This window comes from Pseudomonas sp. Irchel 3H7 (assembly GCF_900187605.1).
Taxonomy (GTDB): Bacteria; Pseudomonadota; Gammaproteobacteria; order Pseudomonadales; family Pseudomonadaceae; genus Aquipseudomonas.
In genome coordinates, this window is record NZ_FYEA01000002.1 from 439,895 (window position 1) to 462,752 (window position 22,858).

The 22,858-nt window shown below is 59.0% G+C and carries 20 protein-coding genes; 11 read left to right on the plus strand and 9 right to left on the minus strand.

Going from position 1 to position 22,858, the window contains the following annotated elements; translation table 11 throughout:
• Positions 1-124 precede the first annotated feature (124 nt).
• Positions 125-313 carry a hypothetical protein gene (locus CKW38_RS05370; RefSeq protein WP_007918108.1) on the plus strand — a complete coding sequence of 63 codons (189 nt, stop codon included), beginning with the start codon at positions 125-127 and terminating at the stop codon, positions 311-313.
• An 18-nt stretch (positions 314-331) separates the two neighbouring features.
• On the opposite strand, the gene CKW38_RS05375 is transcribed toward CKW38_RS05370, so the two are convergent.
• Positions 332-709, minus strand: coding sequence for a hypothetical protein (locus CKW38_RS05375; protein WP_007918105.1), 378 nt, complete (start codon positions 707-709; stop codon positions 332-334).
• An 815-nt stretch (positions 710-1,524) separates the two neighbouring features.
• On the opposite strand from CKW38_RS05375, the gene CKW38_RS05380 reads away from it, so the two are divergent.
• Entirely contained in the window at positions 1,525-3,870 is a 2,346-nt protein-coding gene (locus tag CKW38_RS05380) for an acylase (RefSeq protein WP_095112089.1), read from the plus strand.
• A gap of 56 nt (positions 3,871-3,926) precedes the next feature.
• Here the strand turns inward: CKW38_RS05380 and CKW38_RS05385 are convergent, their stop codons facing one another.
• Complete coding sequence (locus CKW38_RS05385) at positions 3,927-4,928, minus strand: FecR family protein (protein ID WP_095112090.1); 1,002 nt, start codon at positions 4,926-4,928, stop codon at positions 3,927-3,929.
• 152 nt (positions 4,929-5,080) lie between these two features.
• Here CKW38_RS05385 and CKW38_RS05390 point away from each other — a divergent pair, with 152 nt between their 5' ends.
• Positions 5,081-5,350, plus strand: coding sequence for a PepSY domain-containing protein (locus tag CKW38_RS05390; protein ID WP_042705002.1), 270 nt, complete (start codon positions 5,081-5,083; stop codon positions 5,348-5,350).
• A gap of 65 nt (positions 5,351-5,415) precedes the next feature.
• On the opposite strand, the gene CKW38_RS05395 is transcribed toward CKW38_RS05390, so the two are convergent.
• Entirely contained in the window at positions 5,416-10,290 is a 4,875-nt protein-coding gene (locus CKW38_RS05395; RefSeq protein WP_095112091.1) for a dermonecrotic toxin domain-containing protein, read from the minus strand.
• Between the two features lie 230 nt (positions 10,291-10,520).
• Between CKW38_RS05395 and CKW38_RS05400 the strand changes: the two genes are divergently transcribed.
• Entirely contained in the window at positions 10,521-11,561 is a 1,041-nt protein-coding gene (locus CKW38_RS05400) for an Ldh family oxidoreductase (RefSeq protein ID WP_095112092.1), read from the plus strand.
• 180 nt (positions 11,562-11,741) lie between these two features.
• Here CKW38_RS05400 and CKW38_RS05405 read toward each other — a convergent pair whose 3' ends face one another.
• Positions 11,742-12,059, minus strand: a complete 318-nt coding sequence (locus CKW38_RS05405; protein WP_007917413.1) for a YqjD family protein — start codon at positions 12,057-12,059, stop codon at positions 11,742-11,744.
• Between the two features lie 154 nt (positions 12,060-12,213).
• On the opposite strand from CKW38_RS05405, the gene CKW38_RS05410 reads away from it, so the two are divergent.
• Entirely contained in the window at positions 12,214-12,468 is a 255-nt protein-coding gene (locus tag CKW38_RS05410; RefSeq protein WP_007917411.1) for a hypothetical protein, read from the plus strand.
• Positions 12,469-12,472: 4 nt separating this feature from the next.
• Here the strand turns inward: CKW38_RS05410 and CKW38_RS05415 are convergent, their stop codons facing one another.
• A complete protein-coding gene (locus CKW38_RS05415) occupies positions 12,473-13,381 on the minus strand; it encodes a LysR family transcriptional regulator (RefSeq protein WP_095112093.1) in 909 nt (302 codons plus the stop codon).
• An 84-nt stretch (positions 13,382-13,465) separates the two neighbouring features.
• Here CKW38_RS05415 and CKW38_RS05420 point away from each other — a divergent pair, with 84 nt between their 5' ends.
• On the plus strand, positions 13,466-14,389 hold the full coding sequence (locus CKW38_RS05420) for a carbon-nitrogen hydrolase family protein (protein ID WP_095112094.1): 924 nt from the start codon (positions 13,466-13,468) through the stop codon (positions 14,387-14,389).
• A 148-nt stretch (positions 14,390-14,537) separates the two neighbouring features.
• Here the strand turns inward: CKW38_RS05420 and CKW38_RS05425 are convergent, their stop codons facing one another.
• The 4 genes from CKW38_RS05425 to CKW38_RS05440 all read right to left on the minus strand — a co-directional run bounded on the left by CKW38_RS05425 (position 14,538) and on the right by CKW38_RS05440 (position 18,243).
• Positions 14,538-15,071: a GNAT family N-acetyltransferase gene (locus CKW38_RS05425; RefSeq protein WP_095112095.1), complete on the minus strand. Its 534-nt coding sequence runs from the start codon at positions 15,069-15,071 to the stop codon at positions 14,538-14,540.
• Positions 15,072-15,124: 53 nt separating this feature from the next.
• On the minus strand, positions 15,125-15,598 hold the full coding sequence (locus tag CKW38_RS05430; protein WP_095112096.1) for an LEA type 2 family protein: 474 nt from the start codon (positions 15,596-15,598) through the stop codon (positions 15,125-15,127).
• A gap of 67 nt (positions 15,599-15,665) precedes the next feature.
• Complete coding sequence (locus CKW38_RS05435; protein WP_095112097.1) at positions 15,666-17,132, minus strand: nucleobase:cation symporter-2 family protein; 1,467 nt, start codon at positions 17,130-17,132, stop codon at positions 15,666-15,668.
• 217 nt (positions 17,133-17,349) lie between these two features.
• Positions 17,350-18,243: a LysR family transcriptional regulator gene (locus CKW38_RS05440; RefSeq protein ID WP_007917400.1), complete on the minus strand. Its 894-nt coding sequence runs from the start codon at positions 18,241-18,243 to the stop codon at positions 17,350-17,352.
• A gap of 99 nt (positions 18,244-18,342) precedes the next feature.
• Here CKW38_RS05440 and CKW38_RS05445 point away from each other — a divergent pair, with 99 nt between their 5' ends.
• The 5 genes from CKW38_RS05445 (at position 18,343) to zapE (ending at position 22,851) form a co-directional block, all read left to right on the plus strand.
• Complete coding sequence (locus CKW38_RS05445) at positions 18,343-19,434, plus strand: polyamine ABC transporter substrate-binding protein (RefSeq protein ID WP_095112201.1); 1,092 nt, start codon at positions 18,343-18,345, stop codon at positions 19,432-19,434.
• 16 nt (positions 19,435-19,450) lie between these two features.
• The gene (gene speB, locus CKW38_RS05450; protein WP_095112098.1) at positions 19,451-20,410 is read left to right on the plus strand and encodes an agmatinase; all 960 of its coding nucleotides are present in this window, start codon (positions 19,451-19,453) and stop codon (positions 20,408-20,410) included.
• A gap of 190 nt (positions 20,411-20,600) precedes the next feature.
• Entirely contained in the window at positions 20,601-21,317 is a 717-nt protein-coding gene (locus CKW38_RS05455) for a YafY family protein (protein ID WP_095112099.1), read from the plus strand.
• Between the two features lie 54 nt (positions 21,318-21,371).
• Positions 21,372-21,713: a nuclear transport factor 2 family protein gene (locus tag CKW38_RS05460; protein WP_007917392.1), complete on the plus strand. Its 342-nt coding sequence runs from the start codon at positions 21,372-21,374 to the stop codon at positions 21,711-21,713.
• Positions 21,714-21,735: 22 nt separating this feature from the next.
• Positions 21,736-22,851 (plus strand): cell division protein ZapE, encoded by a 1,116-nt coding sequence (gene zapE, locus CKW38_RS05465; protein ID WP_095112100.1) that lies wholly within the window; start codon positions 21,736-21,738, stop codon positions 22,849-22,851.
• Positions 22,852-22,858: the final 7 nt, after the last annotated feature.

Consider the following 22,858-nt stretch of genomic DNA (forward strand, 5'->3'; position numbering starts at 1 on the left):
CCAAAACTCTTCATCGGCTGTAACATGAGACCCCGATTGCAGCGGCGCATCCCCGTAGAACGGTATGTGCATGGCATGCAAGCGGATACAAACCGGATACATTTCACCGTTTCAGGAAGCCGCAATGACCCACAAGCAACGCTTGATTTATTCGATTCTGATCGCCGTGTCGGTCCTGGCGATCATGCTCGGCCTGTCCTGGCTGCAAAACCAAGGAATGATTTCGGAAAAGACGTTCCAGTTCGTCGCCATCGGTGTGGCAGTGATCGTGGTGGTGATCAACGGCGTCATGCGCCGCAAGGTCAAGCCTTGACGGCTTTTGCCGCACGCATCAATCGTTGTTGAGGACTGCCGCAGCCTGTGGATGCAGGCTGTAGCTCTTGTCTTCATTGAAGGTGATCACCCCTTCGGCGCATAGACGCTTGAGCACTTCGCGCACACTGAGAAAGGACAGCGGGATATCCAGATCCAGCAATTGGCTGTGGACGCCGCGCACACCCAGACGCCGCTCGCTTTGTGCGGCGACCAGCAGGGCATCAATGACTTTCAGACGAATCAGGCTGGTGCGCAGCCCGAAACTTTTCAGCAGCAAACGGATGCGTTCGTTGCCGTGACGCTCGACGCGTTGCCCGAAATCGCTCGCGTGTGGGCTCATGGAAGCTCCTTTGGGGGCCTGGCTACCGTCCGTTGGTAGTTGCGAGTTGTACATGCGATTACTCCTTTTCAGAGCCTGATCGGGAAAGGTTTTTTTGCGCTCTTTAAACAAGACGTATCAGCACGACAAATCATGAAAGAAAAGATGTAGAAAATTTGTTGGGGGTTTGTCTTTTTCTTGTGATTCTGGCTTGAGATCGCTTTGGGCTTGGCGGCCTTTGGGCCGACCATGCTCTTGGGGTTTTGGGTGAATATCCGATGTTTTGGGTGTTGCGGCTGGCGGTTTCGCTCTTACAGCGAGTCCCTTTGGCAAACGCCCCAAAGGAACCAAAGGTCTGGGCCCCGGCGTTCGGCCCTCGCCGTGGCTCGGGTGCCTTCGTTGCGGGATCTATCCGGGGGCATCGCCTACGGTTTGCTTCGCTGCACCTCCTCTCGATGTGTTCGACTTCGTCGAACGGTCGCTGCGCTCCCACCCCCGGATAAATCCCTCCACTCAGCCTGCCGAAGGGGCCAGCACGGCAAGATCAAGAGCTGCAGCCGAGCTAACGCTCATCCTGTTGAGTGGTGAGAAGCGGGGTGGGTGGGGCTTTTGATTTGCTTGCGAATTTGAGTGCGGCTCGGTATTTCATGTCGGCGTACCTCTACCAATCACCTCGGTCAGTTCCCTCTCCCTCTGGGCGGTCCGACGTTTCGGGAGGGCTAGGGTGAGGGGCTTTTGATTGTGCTTTCGGGGATTACGCGGCGAGCCTAAATTTTTTTCTTCGGCTTCGTTTCTTCGACAGGCTCATTGCGCGTGGACGCGTGGGTGTTTCCAGGGCGGGTCCGCGTCAGCGTCAGATCCGCTCTTTGGCATGTCGATCAGGAGCGAGCGTGATAATTTCCAGACAGTTAACCGGACTGACCTTGGCCGGCGTGGTTTTTGGCTTGAGTGGTTCGGCCCATGCGTTCAGCCCGGCCACGGACGTCAGCGCCGATATTCGCCGCACTGCTTTTGGCGTGCCGCATATCCGCGCGCAAGACGAGCGCGGGCTGGGTTTTGGCATTGGCTATGCCTATGCCCAGGACAATCTTTGCCTGCTGGCCAACGAGATCGTGACGGTCAATGGCCAGCGTTCCCGTTACTTCGGTCCGGATCAGTTCACCGTCGAGCAACGCGAAAACCGCGTCAGCGACGTGTTTTTTACCTGGCTCAATACGCCTGAAGCAGTCAAGGCTTTCTGGCAGGCGCAACCTGCGCAGGTGCGTGATCTGGTCGAGGGCTATGCCGCCGGCTACAACCGTTATCTGGCCGAGCGCCGTCCGCAAGGCTTGCCGCAACAGTGTCAGGGTGAGTGGGTGCGAGAGATTGCACCGGAAGATCTGGTGAAGCTGACCCGCCGTCTGTTGGTCGAGGGCGGTGTCGGCCAGTTCGCCGAGGCCCTGGCCGGTGCTACACCGCCGCATGCGAGCGCCGCAATCGAACAAAACGTGCAGGCCTATCAGTTTGCTGACGCACGTCAGCAGCGCTTCGCCCTGGACCGTGGCAGTAACGCCGTCGCAGTGGGCAGTGAACGCTCGGTCAATGGCCGCGGGATGTTGCTGGCTAACCCGCACTTTCCTTGGGTCGGCGGCATGCGCTTCTATCAGATGCACCTGACCATTCCCGGCAAACTCGACGTCATGGGCGCAGCATTGCCGGGCCTGCCGATGATCAATATCGGTTTCAATCAGCACCTGGCCTGGACGCACACGGTCGATTCGTCGAAACACTTCACCTTGTATCGTTTGCAACTCGATCCGAAGGATTCCACACGCTATCTGCTCGATGGCAAATCCCTGCCGTTGAACAAGCAGACCGTCACCGTGCAGGTGAAACAGGCCGACGGGCAGGTGGTTCCGGTCTCGCGTGATGTCTACAGCTCGCAATTCGGGCCGATTGTGCAATGGCCGGGCAAGCTCGACTGGGACAATCAGTTCGCTTATAGCCTGCGCGACGCCAACCTCGACAATGATCGGGTGTTGAACCAGTGGTACACGATGAATCAGGCGAAGACGCTGCAAGAACTGCAGGATTCGGTGCACAAGATTCAGGGGATTCCGTGGGTCAACACCCTGGCCGTCGATGACAAAGGCCAGACGCTGTACATGAACCTGTCGGTGGTGCCGAACGTCAACGCCGAGAAACTGGCCAAGTGCAGCGACCCGCGTATCGGCACACAAATGATCGTGCTGGACGGCTCCAACAGTGCCTGCGCGTGGGACATCGACCCGCAAGCGGCGCAGAAAGGCATTTATGCCTCCAGCCAACTGCCGCAACTGCTGCGCAAGGACTTTGTCCAGCACTCCAATGACTCGGCATGGCTGGCCAACCCGGCGCAGCCGCTCACCGGATTCTCGCCGTTGATCAGTCAGGATGGCCAGCCGCTGGGCTTGCGCGCCCGGTTTGCTCTGGAGCGTTTGAGCACACTGAGCAAGAAAGGGCCGTTGGCGGTGAAGGATCTGCAGCAAATGGTGATGGACGACCAGGTGTATCTGGCAACGCAGGTGGTGCCGGATCTGTTGAAGTTCTGTGCCGCTGACCTCGGCGCCGACGCTCAGGCTCTCAAACCGGTTTGCGTCAGCCTCAAGGCCTGGGATGGCCGCGCCAATCTTGATTCGGGCGTGGGCCTGGTGCACTTCCAGAACATCATGCAGGCATTGCAGGCTTCGCCGGATGTCTGGCGCGTGGCGTTCGATCCCAAGGATGCGCAACACACTCCGCGTGGCCTGGCAGTCGAGCAGCCAGCGGTGGCCAAGGCGTTGCGTGCGGCCATGTTGGCGTCGGTCGAATCGAGTACAAAAATGGGCCTCACGCCGCAAACCCGCTGGGGTGATATCCAGGTGGTCAGCAGTGGCGGGCAACAGACGCCGATTCACGGCGGGCCGGCTGCTCTCGGGATCTACAACGCCATCCAGAGCGTGCCTCGTGAGGACGGCAAACTCGAAGTGGTCAGTGGCACCAGCTACCTGCAAGTCGTGACCTTTGACGACAAAGGCCCGCACGCCCAAGGGCTACTGGCGTTCTCGCTGTCCAGCGATCCGGCATCGAAGTATTCGCGGGATCAGACCGAGGCGTTCTCGAAGAAGCAGTGGAGTGTGCTGCCGTTCACCGAACAGCAGATTCAGGCTGATCCGCAGTATCAGCTGCAGACTGTTCGCGCGACGTTGGACAAGGTGGGGAAAGTCGCCGCTCAATAAGTACAAGCGTTCATTGCATCGAGCCTGAAGGCCGCATCCTGCAAGGGGGGCGGCCTTCAGCTTTTTGGCGGCTGTTGCGGTATCGAGTTGATCACCGGGTTACCTTCCTTGTTACGGCTCAGGTAGACCGGCAGCACCTTGGGCAGGCTGTTGGCGAGGTTGTTCAGCTCTTTGATGTTGTAGATGCCACCCACGCGAATCGAACCGGTGCTGTTATCAGCCAGTTCGAGTGGATTGCTCAGATAACGGTTGATCAGTGGCAGTGCTTCGCTCAACGCCAGGTTATCCAGCACCAGTTTGCCATTGCGCCACGCCAGTGACGTGTCGCTGGCGTAGGTCTGGCTGATCTGTGGCATGTAGTCGCCTTGTTTGTAACGTGCCTGCATCGACGGGCCAAGGCGCAAGCCATCGCCCGGTAATGAACGATTGCTGGTGACCAGCACCGAACCTTCGATCAGGTTCACGCGCACTTGATCCTGATACATCCAGACGTTGAACCGTGTTCCCGTGACTCGAATCTTGCCTTCGCCTGCGCGGACGACAAACGGGTGGGCCATGTCGTGACTGACCGTAAAGAACGCTTCACCTTTTTTCAGGGTGACCCGGCGTTCGTCCTTGTAATTGCTGAAGGTCAGGTCGGTGTTCAGGTTCAGTTCGATCTGGCTGCCATCACTCAGCGTGACCTGCCGGACATTATCGGTGGCGGCGAAATGTTCATAGCTGTCGGGCAGCCAGCCCAGGTTCCAGCCAGTGTAAGCGGCCAGTGGCAGGGCGAGTGCACAGACACCGGCGGCAACAGCGAATTGACGCCATGCGCGCGAAGGTCGAGGCGCTGGCACGAATGACGCCGATTCCGGGCGAGGCAAGTGTTCAGCCACGTCCCAGATTTCCAGCATGGCTTCATATTCGAAGGCATGCAGTGGATGTGCGTCGTGCCATTGCTTGAATGCGAGACGCTCGCCGTCTGTGCAGTCGGCGGCGTGCACACGCATGCACCAATGCGCGGCGGCATCAGTGATCGCATCGTATTCGGCTTCCGAGAGGGTGTCTTGGGTCATTGACTCGTCCTGATTTCGCACATTCTAACCTTGTCGGGAAGTGACCGAGAACATCCGTCATGGCATTTACCCATCAAAGTGGAACTTATTTTTCGCTCCGGCACCCAAAAAGCAGGACGCTAATGAACACTATCCACAAATGGAGTGAAAAAATGATCAAAAAGACAATCGCAGCGTTGATTGCCACCGCCAGTTTGCTCAGCGCTGGCGCAGCGTTGGCCGATCGGCCGGGCGCTGGCTGGATCACCATCGAAAAAGCCATCGAGATCGTCAAGACCAAGGCCGGTTATGTCGAGGTCTATGAGATCGAGGCCGACAACAACGGCTACTGGAAAGGCGAGGGGCGCAAAGCTGATGGCGTTGTCTACGAGTTCCGTATCGACGGGGCGTCGGGCAATGTGTTGCGTGATCAGAAGGATTAACCAACCCGAATGCAACGTGTGAAAATGCGCCGGCTTCTAGCCGGCGTATTTTTTTGTTCCAGTCGTCAAGGCGAAGCAGATGAGGATCCTGTCTGACTTGAAGTTGGCGCCGGTAAAGGTATGGGGACCGGAAGCGGGTCCAGTTCCCGGCCCATTTCGCTGATGAGCAACGCGATCGAGTCGGCGTTGGCCAGCATCACATCAACGCGTGCTTCATCAGAAACCGCACTGCGAAAGGCTTTACGTGCATCTGCGAGGTTTTGGGTTTTTGTCAGACTGAGAATTTTTTTGTACTCATTAGCGCGCTCCGGCAACTGATCCAGACCCACCCACACACCCTTCGTACTCTTCTCTGCGAACAACTGCGAAAATGGGGTGGAGCGGGAAAAGGACTTACGCAGCCGATCAATATCAGCTTTGAGACGTAGTCCGTTTGCGGTTGATGTATCGATAAGTTGGGGAAATGGCCCCATCGCCTCTACGGATTCGAAATCGTCGCTGTCGCAGACTAAATGCGAAAGTTCATGGATCAGCGTGATCGCGCGAGCATGAGAGTCAATATTGAACCTGGGCGGCAGAAAAGCGGTGTAGGCATGCAGCCCCGGATTAAAAAAGAGTTCGGTGAAGTGGACGACCTTTCGTTTGTCTTCCTTGAAAACAAATGCAACCGTATCGTCGCCATACCGCGCATTCAGGCCCGCGAAAAAGCGTTCCGTATAGAGCAAGTCATCTTTTGGATCAGTTAACTCACGGCAAAGGGGAATGATCACCTGTTCGATTTTTCTGAGTAGCCTGGGTGTGATTTGCGAAACTTCGAAAAAGTGTTTGAGTAATGTTTCAACTCGAGTGCCACCCAGGTTGTCGCGATTTATGACGAAGTTGTGCAGGCAATTCAGCGCATAGTCTCTCGCCCGACCGACAGCTTGCTGAATCACGAAGGCTCTGGCGGGATAGCGGCGGTTGATTTGTGCCATCCCTTTGGCCTGGATGTGCATCATTATTGAGCGGCTGCGCTCGATGTCGGTTTGCACGCTGTTGCGTTGTTTGGACCGGCAACGACGAGCCGACTTGTCGGCGCCGGCAATTACAAGTCTCGAGTTCTTCTGTTCAAGCGCCGGCCCTTGCCCGCCGTCCTTTACCTGCAAATACCAGGTTTTTTCAGACTGGATCACCGGATAGACCTTGCCGGCAATCGCCGCATATTTTTGTGCCGTCGACGAATCCCTATAAACAAGTTTATTGTCCTCAAGCTTCAGCTTCTCGAGAGCGGTGGTGGTTTCAAAGCGTTGCAGATTAATGCGAGAGGCCGTAACGGGTGCGACTTTTGCCCAGCGAGCGGCGGCTTTTACCGTTGTCGTCGCGCCGCTTGCGGCAGCCGTCGATCCAGGCGCCTGCGTTTCAGTGGCAAATTCGGCTGTTTCCTCTTCCACCTCTGTTTCCCAGGATAAACGACCCAGACTGAACAGGGAGATCGCTCCTGCAATGAAGCTTTTCAGGGCGTTCGCCCAATGGTGCTCCTGCAGGTCTTCGGCAGACTCTTTGAAGTCCTTGTAACTCTTCCAGAGAAAAAACAAAGAAGCGAGTTTCCCCGGCAACAGATGGGGGACCAGACGGACACCGTGGCTGAATAGAAACTTCGCCGCTTCCCAGTCGGATTGCGCATTGATCTGCGGCTGGCAACTGAGCAACTGCGGCAACAGGCTGAGCGTGTCCTTGTGCAATCGCTCCAGTAGATTGCCGTTAATGGCAGTGCTTTGCAGCTTGATTTCAGTCGGTTTGCCGATCGTTGTTTTCAATAGATTCCTGAAGCCTGCCTGTTGCGCTGAGGGCAAACGTCGAATGATCAGATCCTGGAAGTGCCCCGGTGTATTCAACGCATCAATCAACTGCGCTTCATTATCGAATTCGCGAAAAACGTATTTGGAGTAAGGCGCGTAGAGCACCCGTGGACCTGTTTGTCCTGCACCCGGCCCGATCACATAAAGTCCGAGGGCCTCGACAAAAGCGGCGCCCGTGGTTTTGTTCAATAACAGCGGGCAGACAATGGCGTGGGCGTCCTTGACTGTGGCACGCGCCACCCCGTCCGGCATGTCCAGAACCTGGCAAATGTAGTCGTAGCCGCTTTCTGACAGCTGTTGCTGCAACTTCAGCGAGTGCGCGTGCTGCATCAACTGCCAGGGCAATTGACGTAAAAAGCGCGCTTTGCTGGTGCGTGCCGAGGCACTGTCAGCTGACAGCGCTTGCGTCACTTTCTGCGTGTAGGTGGTGGTGATATCGAGGGATTGCAGCAGTTGCTGCACGGCAGTCTGATTGAGGTGCTTCGGTAACGCGGTGGCTGTGTTCGAGGCAACCTTGAACCCGGTGCCCTGCACGATGTTGTAGTGATGCAAGGCAAAATCGAGAAGATTGCACGCAGGGCCGGCCAGCGTCAGATTCGGTGTGATCTGGATCTCCTGGGGTTTGAGTCCATTGTTCGGGAATCTGGCGTCGAGCAGGGTCTTCAGCGTCTGCTCGACATAGGTAGCTAAGGCAGGGACGCCTTCGAGAAAATCCTTGCCATCGATAAAGCTGCGCCGCAGTTCATCCAGCAGGGCGAGTTGCGTGTGTTGTTCGGTGACCGGGGCCATGCGTAACCAGTCTGGATAGTCGAGCCGGCGGACGATGGCCCGCGCGAGTTCAATGGCCCGGCGCAAGTTGGTATCGATGACGGTATTTTTCATCTGACTCAGGAAGTTTGCGAGTGTGTCCTTGTCCTTGATGCAAGCGCGTAATAGCTCGCAATGGTCGAGGAAATGTTCAATGGCCGACTGCATGCGGTCGTTCAACACATCGCCTTCAATCAGTTGGAAGGTACCCAGAGTGTATGGCTGATCGAGTTGGCGTTGCTTCGGTGGCAGGTTTTCCAGCAGCGTCTGATTCTGGTTGTTGTCGTCGAGCCGTCGTTGCATTTGCTTTTGCGCAATGGCGATGTCGTCGAACGATTCCAGGCCCATGGCGGGGGTCCACAGGATGGCACGCCCGGAATGCTTGACATCCATGCCTCCGCGTTCGGTCAGGAGTACGCAGTGGGCGAGCGACATCACTTCACTTTGGCCCGTGCGGGTGAGGGTGAGCGACCATGCATCCGGCCGGAAGCCATTGAGGGACTGGCGATCCATGCGTGTTGCATGTTTTGCGTCGAACACGGTTTCGACTAGTGTTCGCTCGGCCGGCAGCCAGGACCCGCTGAGGTTTCTCATCTGTGCCTCTCCACGCACGCCGTCCTCGAAAGCCTGCGCCAGTTTCCATCGAATATCTTCGAGAAAGGCGCGTTGTTCAGTGCTGCTCGTGATCGGCTGATTTTTGAAGTGGCTGGTGAGATTATCCAGGGTGCGTTCCAGCTTTGTCGCCAATTGCCCAGCCTTGTCGGCCTGCACGAGTGAGGAGGGTGGTGCGCTGGAAAACAGCGGGCGGGTGCTCCAGCGTTCGTTGACGTCAAGCTTGAGCAGACGCTCGTGAATCAGTGCGCGGACATCCAGCGCCTTGTCGAAAAGCGCATGGATGTCAGTCGTGCGCTCGCTTTGGCGAAAGAGTTGCAAGACGTATTCAACGTTCTGGCGCTGTTTGGTGAGGATTGCCTCAAACAGCGTCGCAATGATCTCGCCGCCGATGTTTTCACCGGACACCTGGGCGTTGGTGAAACCAAGATAGCGATTGCGCTCCTCCATACTCATGAGGCCGTACAGCTCGTCCTCATGTCCGGCGGCATTGAGTTTGGCGGTCAACGTCTGTTTCAGATCGGCGTAGTCGGTCAGAACCTGAAAGCCTTGCGTGGGGGTGTAGAGATAGGCCTTGTCATGGTTGATCATCAGCGAGCCGGCCAACTCGACATAGGTGCTCTCCTCGCGCAAGCACACGGTTTCGAAGGTGGGTCGCTGGAAAGCGACATTCGGTTCCCGAATCAAGCAGTGCAATGCGTCGAACTCAGCGGCAGAGAGGATTTCCGTTTCGCGCTTGATCATCAAATCCGCACGCACCTGATCCTGCAGTGTCTGGCTGAAGAATGCGCGTCTGGGCGAGCCCTCGAATGAGGCGGCATTCCAGTAGGCCTCGAGTTGCCGAAACAACAGCATGGTCAGTTTTCCCGCCGCGGATTTGATCGCTTCTGCCCACGCGATCTGGTCAGCAGGCCGGGTTGCGCGGGCGGGATGGGAAAATTCAGCTGTCTGACCACGCGGCCAGCCATGACGGCGGAAGTACAGCAGTAGCGCTTCACTCAGCGATAGCGAATCGACCCATTGCCTGACATCCCCGGAGAGTGGGGCGGTGTCAGCGAAAAAACTGACCCGGGTGCGCGACTGCTGCAAACCGGCAAAGTGAGGTTCGAGCAGTTCATCGAGAATCTTTTCCAGCAGGGTGGTCAGCGAAGGCAGGCGTTTGAGTTCATCCAGCTGGTCGCGCCCGCAGGTTTCCTGAGATTGGCTGATCGCGGCTTTTTGATCGTCAAATACATCGCCTTCGATCGTTTCACGGGTCAGGGTAAAGCTGCGTTTCTCCACCAATTCCTTGCGCAGCGACACGGTGAGAAAGGCAAGCAGATCATCCTTTTCGTCAGCGTTGTCGAGGCGCGCTTGCAAGGCTTCGGTCAGCACCTTGTGATCGCTGTATTTTTTCAGGCCATCGTAGGGGGTATAGAGAAACACGCCCTTGTCATCCGGCCCGGCGCTGAGAATAAAACTGCCGGCCAGCGGCACAGCCAATTGCTTGTCGGCGTTTAACAGAATGCGTTCGGCCAGCATCGGCGGGGTTTGTTCGCTGCGCAGCGCATGGGTTGCCAGTTGCACATGAGCGAGCCAAGAGAAATCTTTGCTGTTCAGACCGTGGGCCAGACGGAAGCCCTCATGCAGGCCTGGGGATTTAAGAATGTCGGGGAACAATAAAGGTGCAGTGGGGCTAGACATCATTGAGCTCTGAATGCAGGCGCCTTGGGCGGGGGCTCAAGAATAGGTACGCAGTTCAGCGCGCAGGCGGTACATAGTTACCGCACGTGCCGAGCTGAAATGTGCAGGGAAGGGCGTCAATCACTCCCGAATGATCGAAGGGTTGACAGCCGACAGCTCCGCCGTGGTTAATCGACGAGCAAGTCGTCCGTACGCTGTTGTTCCCTCCAATAATCATTCTGGAGCTTCAGATGTCTGCGCCACACGATCATGTGTCCTCTGCTGTCGCGTCCTCGTTATCTCTCGAAGCGCTGACGCAACTGCTTGAAACGATTTTCCTGCGCCACGGCACCTCCGCCGACGTCGCGCAAGTGCTGGCCGCCAACTGCGCCGGGGCCGAGCGCGACGGCGCTCACAGCCATGGCGTGTTTCGCATTCCCGGTTATGTCTCGACGTTGGCCAGCGGCTGGGTCAACGGGCACGCGGTGCCGCACGTCGAAGATGTCGCCTCGGGATTTGTCCGTGTCGATGCCGGCAACGGTTTCGCCCAACCGGCACTGGCTGCCGCCCGGCCGCTGCTGGTGGAGAAGGCGCGAAACGCCGGGATTGCCGTGTTGGCGATTCGCAACTCTCACCACTTCGCCGCACTGTGGCCGGATGTCGAACCTTTCGCCGATGAAGGTCTGGTGGCGCTCAGTGTGGTCAACAGCATGACCTGCGTGGTGCCCCATGGCGCCGACCGGCCACTGTTCGGCACCAACCCGATTGCGTTCGCCGCGCCACGGGCCGGCGCCGCGCCGATTGTCTTCGACCTGGCCACCAGCGCGATCGCCCATGGCGACGTGCAGATCGCTGCGCGCAAAGGTGAGCGGCTGCCGGCCGGGATGGGCGTGGACAGCCTCGGTCAGCCGACTCAGGATCCCAAGGCGATTCTTGAGGGCGGGGCGTTGTTGCCGTTCGGTGGTCATAAGGGTTCGGCGCTGTCGATGATGGTCGAGTTGCTGGCCGCAGCGCTGACCGGGGGGAATTTTTCCTTCGAGTTCGACTGGTCCAATCATCCCGGGGCGAAAACGCCGTGGACCGGGCAGTTGCTGATTGTCATCGACCCGAGCAAAGCCGCCGGGCAGGGTTTTGCCGAACGCAGTGGCGAACTGGTGCGCCAGATGCACAGTGTCGGGCTCAAGCGTTTGCCGGGGGATCGTCGGCATTGGCAACGCAGTAAGTCGTTGGCTGAGGGCATTGTACTGGACGCGCAGACGCTGGCGCAGTTGCGCGAACTGGCGGGGGAGTGAGCAAAGAGCCAAGGCCCCTCACCCTAGCCCTCTCCCGGGGGGAGAGGGGACTGAACGAGGTGAATGGTCGAGGTACGCCGACGTGGAATACCGAGCTGAATTCAGGATCTGAACAGAAAAAAAACGGCAGGCATAAAAAAGGCGAACCCAGTGGGTTCGCCTTTTTCGTGCGCGTTTGACTCAGCGACGGCCGAGCAGCAAGCCGACCACCAGGCCGAAACCGGCGGAGATCGCCACGGTCTGCCACGGGTGCCCGCCGATGTAGCTTTCGGTGGCATCGACCGCTGGTTTGGTGCGATCACGCACGCTCGACACGGAATCCAGCGCCTGTTGCAGTTTCAGGGCGATTTGTCCGCGCAGCGTTTCCGCTTCTTCGCCGACCAGTGAGGCGCTGCTCTTGAGCAGTTTGTCGGACTCTTGAATCAGAGCCTGAAGTTCGCTGAAGGCCTGATCCTTGATTTGGTCTTCGGCGGCTTGCACGGCGGATTTGCGGGCCATTGGGTGACTCCTTGCAGTTGAATGGACAGTGATCAATGGAGTGTGGCGCTTGCTGAAAAGTTGCACTGAATTTAGGTCAGAAATAAAAACCTGCGCGGGAGATTTCCGTCGAGCGTGTAAGATGTCGCCATTTTACGCAGCAGGATAATTCCCCATGAGTTTCAATCTGGCCGACAAATCCCTTGCAGAGCGCGCTGCGCTGGAAGACGAGAAATCCCGTCTGTTCGAACTCTGGCAGAACAATCTGGGCAAAGCCAAAGGCGAAGCCGCGCGTTTGTTCGGCGAGCGCGGCAAGCGCAAAGGCAAATGGGCCGAGTGGGTCCGCGCGGAACTGGACGGCATGTCGCCGCCGGAGTTCGCCAACATGGTACGCAGTGAAGTCAATCGCCTGATGGCCGCCAACAAGTAACGCTTCAACTGAACGTCGTGGCAATCGCTTCACGCACTTTGACCACCACCGGATCGATCTGCGTGCTGGTGCGCCAGCCCAGTTCGATCGGATAACGCGGCAACTTCAGCGGGCAGGGCAGCAGCGCCAGACCGCTGAGTGCGGCGATGCTCTCGGCGGCATGCGTCGGAATCGTCGCCACCGCCCGGCTGCCCTTGAGCAGATACGGCAGCGCGGCGAAATGTGTGGTCGAGGCGCACACTCGCCGGCTCAGTCCCAGCGCCGCCAACCCCTCATCGGTAATCCCGATAAACCCGCCGGACGACACCAGAATGTGCTCGCGGGCAACGAACGCCTCAAGATCAATCTGTTGCTGACCAGGCGCAAGGCTCGCCGGATCGACCAGGCACGCATATCCACCTTCGCCCAATACCTGACGGCTGAGCAAGCGCTCGGCAAAGCCACCGGCAGTAATCGCCAGATCGATGCTGCGTTCCATCAGCGCGCGGGCGACGATCTGGCTATGCGTCTGTCGGAAGATTACCCGCAGCTTCGGTGCGATGCGGGCGATTTCCTCGATCAGGCGACGGCCGTAGGCAATCTCGAAGTCGTCCGACAGCCCCACCGTGACCGAGCGGCCATCGTATAGATTGGCCGTCGGGTCGACCATCGCCAGACTTTGTCGGCATTTGTTCAGCGCGTCGCTGACCACCGGTTTCAATTGATTGGCTTTGAGCGTCGGGGCCAGCCCACGCCCGGTGCGCACGAACAATTGATCGCCGTAAACCTCACGCAACCGGCGCAACGCCGCGCTGACGGCCGATTGCGTGACGCCCAGACGCAACGCCGCGCGGCTGGCGCTGGATTCTTCATGCAAGGCTTCAAAGACTTTCAGCAGATTGAGGTCGACCGTGGCGATATTCATTTGGCTCATATCATTAAGCAGCAATTTGGGCTTTATTCATGATCGCGTGGCGCCGCAGAATCGGCAACCACTGAACCTGAAGGAGTCCCCGTAATGGCCAAATCGATTGTTGCCGCGCTGCAAATCGGCGCATTGCCCGACGGCAAAGCTGCCACTCTGGAACAGATTTTGAGTTGGGAAGGCGCGATCAGCGAATCCGGCGCGGCGCTGGTAGTGATGCCGGAAGCGCTGCTGGGCGGTTATCCGAAAGGCGAGGGTTTCGGCACACAATTGGGTTATCGCCTGCCTGAGGGGCGTGAAGCCTACGCCCGTTATTTTGCCAATGCGATCGATGTGCCGGGGGCCGAGACGCAAGCGCTGGCCGGTCTGTCGGCGCGCACCGGGGCCAATCTGGTGATCGGCGTGATTGAACGCTCTGGCAGCACGCTGTATTGCACGGCGCTGTATTTCGACCCGCAGGACGGCCTCGTCGGCAAACACCGCAAACTGATGCCAACCGGCACCGAACGGTTGATCTGGGGCAAGGGCGACGGCTCGACTTTGCCGGTGTTCGACACCCAGGTGGGCAAGCTCGGCGCCGTGGTGTGCTGGGAAAACATGATGCCGCTGCTGCGCACGGCGATGTACGCCAAAGGCATTGAAGTGTGGTGTGCACCGACCGTGGACGAGCGTGAAATGTGGCAGGTCAGCATGCGTCACATCGCCCATGAAGGCCGCTGCTTTGTGGTCAGTGCGTGCCAGGTGCAGGCATCGCCTCAGGCGTTGGGTGTCGAGATTGCCAACTGGCCGGCGGATCGACCTTTGATTGCCGGCGGCAGCGTGATTGTCGGGCCGATGGGCGACGTGCTGGCGGGGCCGTTGCGCGGTGAGGCGGGCTTGCTCACGGCTGAAATCGACACCGATGAACTGGTGCGTGCGCGCTATGACTACGATGTGGTCGGCCACTATGCGCGGCCGGATGTGTTTGAGCTGTCAGTAGATGAACGCGCCAAACCCGGGGTGCGCTTCCACACCTAACCCACTGCCTTGGTAACCCCTGTAGGAGCTGCCGAAGGCTGCGATCTTTTGATCTTGATCTTGATCTTAAAAAACAAAAGCAAAAGATCGCAGCCTTCGGCAGCTCCTACAATGGATCGGTAGTGTGTCTTGGAAATCAGTGGCGTTGCTACCATTCTTCGCGGGTGATCTCCCAAAGCTCCCGAGGGAAACGCCCAGCGACGAAATCGTCTTCATCGGTCCGAATCAAACGCATTCCCGCGCGCTCCGAGATTCTGCGTGAGCCGATGTTCGGCGCTGCTTTCGGCACGCGCATCAGCGGGCGTTGCAGAGCGTTGAACCAGTAATCGGTCACCACCGCACAGGCTTCAGTCATCAAGCCCTGACCTTGCCACGCCGGCGCCAGCCAGAAGCCGCGATGGTTGTCCGCCTGATCCATCAGGCTGATATTGCCGATCAACTGTTCGGGTGCGGCCTTGAGGCGAATCGTCCAATGCCACTCCTTGCCTGCCGCCACCGCTGGCAAGGCAATGTCGCGCAGATAGGCGAGGGCACCGTCCTCCGGATACGGCCATGGCACGGCCGCGTTCAGATAACGCACCACGTCCCAATGCGGAAATTCGCGCTGCACGGCTTCGGCATCGGCCAGTTGCAATGGGCGCAGGATCAGTCGTTCGGTGTACAGCGTCGGTATGTCTTCCATAAACCTGCAGCCTCCATGCGTGTCTTTCAGGAACGAAGCAGGCTAGCGCATTTTTACCAGGTAGCGGCAGTGGCCTTGGGCAGGCTGAGCTTGCCGCTGTCGACAAAGCGCATGGTGCCAAACAGACCGCCGGCAAGCTTGCCGCGCAGCACATAGGGCAGGTTATCGAGGGATTGCGTCTGGCTCAGGCCAAGAGTCTGGCGCAGCACCGAGAACGCCGAGATGCTGACGGGGACTGTGACGATGGTTTCGGAAAAACGCGGGATCGAACCGCTCTGATCGCTCACGCCGGAGGCCAGCGAATGGCCGTTGACCTCCAGATCCAGCGCAATGCCGTTGTAGTCGATGGCCGTCTCATTGGGGTTCTGTACGCGAATCTTGATGGCGAAACGCACTTCCAGATCCTGGCTCGGCAACGGTTCGAGGCCGACCACGTTGATGTTCACCGGATCACGGTTGGGGAAAAGCGCACAGGCGCTGAGGGACAGCAGAAGCAGTGACAGCATGACGGCTTGGAAACGGCGCATAAACGGTCTCTCAACAAAAAAGGGCTGAACCGTCACCGGCTCAGCCCTTTCTCTCAAAGGCCAGACGTTAGCGGTTCAACTGTGCGACAGCCGCCACCGGGGCAGGTTCACCTTTGGCCGGCATGTCCGGGTTTTCCATGACCTGAAGGATAGAAGCTTCCGGGTCGAAATCGTCTTCTTCCAGCTCGATGAATTCTTCCGGCAGAAAGATGTTCAGCACGATAGCGCACAACGCACCGACGGTGATCGGCGATTCGAAGATGTTGCGCAGCGCTTGCGGCAGCTCACGCAGGACTTCTGGCACGGCAGCGATACCCAGACCCATGCCCAGCGAAATCGCCACGATCAGCATGTTGCGCCGATGCAGGCCAGCCTCGGCGAGGATCTTGATGCCGGCCACCGCGACGGTGCCGAACATCACCAGTTCGGCGCCACCCAGTACCGGTTTCGGCATCAGTTGCAGCACCGCGCCGATCATCGGGAACAGCCCCAGCAGTACCAGCAAACCGGCAATGAAGAAGGCGACGTAGCGGCTGGCCACGCCGGTGAGCTGAATCACGCCGTTGTTCTGCGCGAAGGTCACCATCGGCATGCTGTTGAACACCGCCGCCATGGCCGAGTTGAGGCCGTCGGCGAGCAGGCCGGACTTGATTCGGCGGATGTACAGCGGGCCTTTGACCGGTTGTCGCGAGATCATCGAGTTGGCGGTCAGATCACCGGCAGCTTCCAGCGGCGACACGAGGAAAATCACCGCCACCGGCACGAACGCCACCCAGTCGAAGTTGAAACCGTACTTGAACGGCAACGGCACGCTGACCAGCGGCACCTCGGGCATCGAGGCGAAATCCACCGTGCCCATCAGCCACGCAACCACATAGCCCAGCGTCAGGCCGATAACGATCGCGCCCAGGCGCAGAAACGGCACGTCGACGCGGTTCAGCACGACGATGGTGCCGATCACCAGCGCTGCCAGAAAGATATGGCTGGCCGCCCCCAGATCCGGCGCGCCGAAACCGCCGGCAATGTCGGTCATGGCCACTTTGATCAGCGACAGGCCCATCAGCGTGATGATGGTGCCGGTGACCACCGGGGTGATCAGCATGCGCAGTTTGCCGATGAACTGGCTCAGCACCACTTCGATGAAGGCTGCGAAAAAGCACACGCCGAAGATCGTCGAGAGAATTTCATCGGTGCCACCACCGCGCGCCTTGACCATGAACCCGGCACTGAGAATCACGCTGATAAAGGAAAAACTGGTGCCTTGCAGGCACAACAATCCCGAACCGACCGGGCCGAAGCGCTTGGCCTGGACGAAGGTGCCGAGGCCGGAAACGAACAGCGCCATGCTGATCAGGTAGGGGATTTCACTGTGCAGACCGAGGGCGCCGCCCATGATCAAAGTCGGAGTGATGATGCCGACGAAGCTCGCCAGCACGTGTTGCAGCGCGGCAAACACGGTGGCAGTCAGGTGCGGGCGGTCGTTGAGACCATAGATCAGGTCGTTGTTGCGCGGGGCTTTTTCAGAGGCGGTCATGGTGTTTTGCGCGCCGCGAGGCGGGGCCGGGTCAGAAAATGGAGGCGCAGGATGCCGGAAGAGGGCGGCGAGGGCAACGAGCAATAACTGCCTGAAAGGTCAGGTTTTATTGGCCGCTAGCGGTAGACAGCTATGTAGGAGCTGTCGAGTGAAACGAGGCTGCGATCTTTTAAGATCAAAAGATCGCAGCCTGCGGCAGCTCCTACAGCGAGATGTATCAGGAGAAGGCTGCGAGCAGATCTTCTTCAAACGCCTTTTGCGCATCCCCCGGCACCTGCGCCCGATGTCGGGCCAGATGAAACGCCACCTCGAAACTCAACTCGCCCTCGCGGATTGGCCGCAGCAGGCCCTTGGCTTGCCAACTGCGCGCATAGTGATCCGGCAGATAGCCGACATGTTTACCCGACAAAATAAACGTCAGCGTACCCTCGACCTGTTCCGACCGCGCCGAGCAGACCTTGCCCTGAAACGGTTCGTCACTGCGCAAAAACCGATAGGGGTGATCGACTCGGTCACAGGCCTGCAAGGCTGCATCACTCGGCGCTGCATCGGTAAACAACGGATGGCCGGCAGCACAGTACAAATGCTGGGTTTCGCTAAACAACTGGCGATAGTCGAAGGCACTTTGCACTTGCGAAAAATAACCGATCGCCAGATCCAGTCGCTGTTGCAACAGCAGGCGTTCCATTTCGCCGGGCATGGCACTGATCAATTCGATGCGTACAGATTCATCACGCTCGCGAAAGCGGCGGATCGCCACCGCCACCCGCTGCAACACCGACTGATCGACCGACTCGGAGATCCCCAAGCGCACTTCGCCGATCAAACGCCCGGCGACGCCGTTGGATTGATGGCGGAAGGTTTCAATCGATTCAAACAACGTGCGCACAGCAATCAGCAACTGCTCGCCCTTGGGCGTGACGCTGAAACCGCCCTTGCCGCGACTGCACAGACGATAGCCGAGACGGGTTTCCAGTTTGGCCATTTGCTGACTGATGCTTGACTGGCTCAGGCCCAGATCACCTTGAGCCGCGCTGAAACCACCGCACTCGACCACCCGCACGAACAGGCGCAACAGTTGCAAATCGACGTCGTGCAGTTGACCCAACATCACATTACTCCGGAATAAAGTCAGGATAATTATTCGGCTATTTTTCTAATGTATCGGACCGCGCATTCTGCAACCACTTCCTCCGGTCAGGTGTTCGTCATGGCTCCCGTGTTCAAGCTGTGTTTCTCCGCGCTGCTGTTGTCCGTGGCTCTTCAGGCGCAGGCCGAGGACAAAACGCTAAATCTGTACAGCTGGGCCGATTACGTGCCACCGCAAACCCTGCAACGGTTCGAGCAGGAAACCGGTATCCATGTGCGTTACGACACCTTCGACACCTCCGAGGTGCTGGAGACCAAGTTGCTCACCGGTGGTAGCGGCTATGACGTGGTGGTGCCGTCGTCCAGCGTTCTGGCGCGAGGACTCGCGGCCGGCGCGCTGAGAGAAATCCCCCACGACGGCCTCAAGGGCTACGCCAATCTTGATCCGGACCTGCTGGAAAAAATGTCCGCCGTCGACCCCGGCAATCGCTACGGCGTGCCGTACACCTGGGGCACCTTGGGTCTGGGGATGAACGTCGAGGCAGTGAAGCAGCGCTTGCCCGATGTGCCGCTCAACAGCCTCGATCTGCTGTTCAAACCCGAGAACGCCAGCAAGCTGAAAGACTGCGGCATCGCGATCCTCGATTCGCCGCAGGAGGTCATTGGTCTGGCCCTGCATTACCTGGGTAAAGATCCCTACAGCACGGACAAGAACGATCTGGCCGCCGCCGAAGCGTTGTTGCACAAACTCCAACCGTCGGTGCTCTACGTCGCCACTGGCCGGCAGATCAATGACCTGGCCAGCGGCAACGTGTGCCTTGCGCTGACCTACAACGGCGACGCAAGCATGGCCGCTGATCAGGCACACAAGGCCAATAAACCCTTCGAAGTGGCGTATCGCATTCCCAAAGAAGGCACGCTGGTGTGGCAAGACAATCTGGCCATCCCCAAAGACGCGCCGCACCCCAAAGCCGCGCGGGCGTTCATCGAATTCATGCTGCGGCCGGACTCGCTGGCCGAGCTGACCAACACGCTGTTTTTTGCCACCGCCAACCAGGCCGCGACGCCATTGGTGGATGACGCCGTGCGCAACGATCCCGACATCTACCCACCCAGCGAGGTGCGCGCGCGGCTGTATGCCGATCGCAGCATGAGCCTCAAGGACATGCGTCAGCGCACGCGTCTGTGGACCACTTTCCGTAGCCATCAATAACAACAGGAGCACCACGATGGATGTGCCCATGCAAAACGATCAGGCCCTGACCCGTGACAGACTTTATGGCACCGCCGCCGAAAGCACTTACGCCGGCATCACCAGTTTCATGCGCCGGCGCTACAGCCGTGACCTGCGCGGCGTCGATGTCGCGGTCAGCGGCGTGCCGTTCGACACGGCCACCAGCAACCGCCCCGGCGCACGTTTCGGGCCACGGGGGATTCGCGCGGCTTCCACCGGGATTGCCTGGGAGCGCCACTGGCCGTGGACGTTTGACCCGTTCGATCATCTGGCGGTGATTGATTACGGCGACTGCAATTTCGATTACGGCTCGCCACACACCGTCCCGGAACGCATCGAAGCCCACGCCGAACAGATTCTCAACGCCGGCAGCGCCATGCTCACATTTGGTGGTGATCACTTCATCAGCTATCCGCTGCTCAAGGCCCATGCGCGCAAGCACGGCGCGCTGTCGCTGATTCATTTCGATGCGCACAGCGACACCTGGCCGGATGAAGAGGGTAAACGCGTCGATCACGGCACCATGTTCTGGCACGCGGCGCGCGAAGGTCTGGTCGATCCGGCACGTTCGGTGCAGATCGGTTTGCGCACGACCAATGACGATCACATGGGGTTTCAGGTGCTGGATGCTCGACAGGTGCATCGCCGTGGCTGCGAAGCGATTGTCGAAGCGATCCGCGCCCGGGTCGGCGATAACCCGGTGTACCTGACGTTCGACATTGATTGCCTCGATCCGGCGTTCGCTCCCGGCACCGGGACGCCTGTCTGCGGCGGTTTGAGCACCGTGCAAGCGCTGGAAATTCTCGGTGGTTTGCGCGGGATCAATCTGGTCGGCATGGACGTGGTGGAAGTTGCCCCGGCTTACGATCACGCCGACGTCACCTCACTGGCCGCCGCCACACTGGCGATGGAAATGCTCTGCCTATACGCCGCTCGACACAAGGTCGATATTTGACGCAACACTGCGTACCCCTGTGGGAGCGAGCCTGCTCGCGAAGGCGTCATTTTTCAGCCGACATCTTTGTCGACGGATCCGCCGCTTTCGCGAGCAAGCTCGCTCCCACATTTTCAGCAAAGGCTCCTGCCATTTTCTGACACTAGCCTCTGCTAAGCTGCGATCACTTTCCCTGCTGAGCCTGACCATCGTGTCGCGTACCACTCGTCTTTTGACTTTGCTGCAAGTGCTGCGCGGCAAAAAGCGCCCGGTGACGGCGGCAACGCTGGCCGCCGAGCTGGAAGTGTCCGAGCGCACGCTCTATCGCGATATTGCTGAGCTGACCGCCCTCGGCGCGCCGATCCATGGTGAAGCCGGGATCGGTTATGTGCTGCGCAGCGGCCTGTTTCTGCCACCGCTGATGCTCAACGCCGATGAGACCGAAGCCATCGTCCTCGGCTTGCGTTATGTCGATCAGCGCGGTGATGAAGTCCTCGGCAAAGCAGCGGCGGATGCGCTGGCCAAAATTGCCGCAGTGCTCGATCCACAAGCGCAGGAAGCGCTGCGTAATCCAACCGTGATGCCGGGCCCGCCGGGTTATGGTTTTCCACAAAACGCCGTGCCGTTGAACGTGTTCCGCCACGCTATCCGCGATCAGGCCAAACTGCACATCGATTACGCCGACGCGCAACAGGTGCCCAGTCAGCGGCTGATCTGGCCCTTGGCGCTGGGCTTCCTCAATGAGGTGCGGATCATCGTTGCGTGGTGCGAATTGCGCGGCGCCTACCGTACATTTCGCACTGACCGGATCGGCGCCGCCAGCCGTCAGGGCGACAGTTATCCGGGACGGCGCAGCGACCTTTTGCGCACTTGGCGCGAGCAGATGCAACTGGATGAAAGCGGGCGCTTCACTCCTGACAAAAACTGACGCAACGCTGTTTTAGGATGCTCGCAGAACCAAACAAAAAAAGGAGCTGCAACCATGTCACATCCTGTCTCTACACTGGCCCCGGCGATCGCTGCGTATATCGATGCGGCCAACGCACGCGACACCTCGCGGGTCGGCAGTTTTTTTGCCGAGGATGCCAACGTGTTCGACGAGGGCCAGCATCAGGTCGGCCCGCAAGCCATCGCGCAATGGATGCAAGACACCGGGCAACGCTATCAGCCACGGGTCGAAGTGCTCGACGTCCAGCAGCGCACCGGCAAGGTGCTGGTACACGGGCTGATTTCCGGGACATTCCCCGGCAGCCCGGCCCAGTTACGCTATACGTTTCGCTTGAACGAACAGGGCAAAATCGCCCGCCTGGATATTTCCCTGTAAGCATCGTGGCATACTGCCGCGCATGACTTTCGACACTCCCCTCAGCGCCTGGCAACACGCCGTTCAACACAAGGGCTTTGTCCAGGACGAAGCCCAGGAACACGCGGTCTGGGCGCTGCAAAAATGCCATGAAGCCCTGCACGCCGGTGTCCGTTCGGTCACCGGCGTTTACCTGTGGGGGCCGGTCGGGCGCGGCAAGACCTGGCTGATGGATCAGTTCTATCAGAGTCTGCGGGTGCCGGCGCGACGCCAACACTTTCATCACTTCATGGGCTGGGTGCATCAGCGCTCGTTCCAGTTGACCGGGATTGCCGATCCGTTGCGCGCGCTGGCCAAAGAGCTGGCGGCGGAGGTGCGGGTGCTGTGCTTCGATGAGCTGTTCGTCAACGACATCGGCGACGCGATCATTCTCGGTCGGCTGTTTCAGGTGATGTTCGACGAAGGCGTGGTCATCGTTTGCACCTCCAATCTGCCGCCGGATGATCTGTACGCCGATGGCTTCAACCGCGATCGCTTCGTACCGGCAATTGCCGCGATCAAGGCGCATATGCAGGTGGTGGCGGTGAATGGCGCCGAGGATCACCGCTTGCATCCAGGGGCCGGCCTGCAACGCTACTTTGTGATCACGTCGCCGGTCAGCGCGCTGGACGAAGTCTTTCAGGCGTTGACCGCCGGACAGCCAGCCAGCACCGAACCCGTGTCGGTCGGTCATCGTCAGTTGAACGTCGTGCAGGCCAGCGAATCGGTGTTGTGGTGTCGCTATGCGGATCTTTGCGAGCAGCCGTTCGCCGCCATGGATTTCATCGCGCTGTGCGATCGCTACACGGCTATTCTGTTGAGCGAGGTGCCTAACCTCAGCGCACAGAAACGTGAAGGGCGCATCGCGCGCGGCACCGAAGATGGCGCGCAGCGGGTGGTGGCCGGTGATCGCGAGCTGCCGCAATTGTCGGTTCACGATGACGGTGTGCGGCGTTTCATCGCGCTGGTCGACGAGTGCTATGACCGCAAAGTGCCGCTGTACATCGAGGCGCAAGTGCCAATGGACGCGCTGTACACCGAGGGTTATCTGGAATTCCCGTTCCGCCGCACCCTCAGTCGCCTGCAGGAGATGCAACTGCAGCGCTTTGCCGAAACGTGAGTGAAGA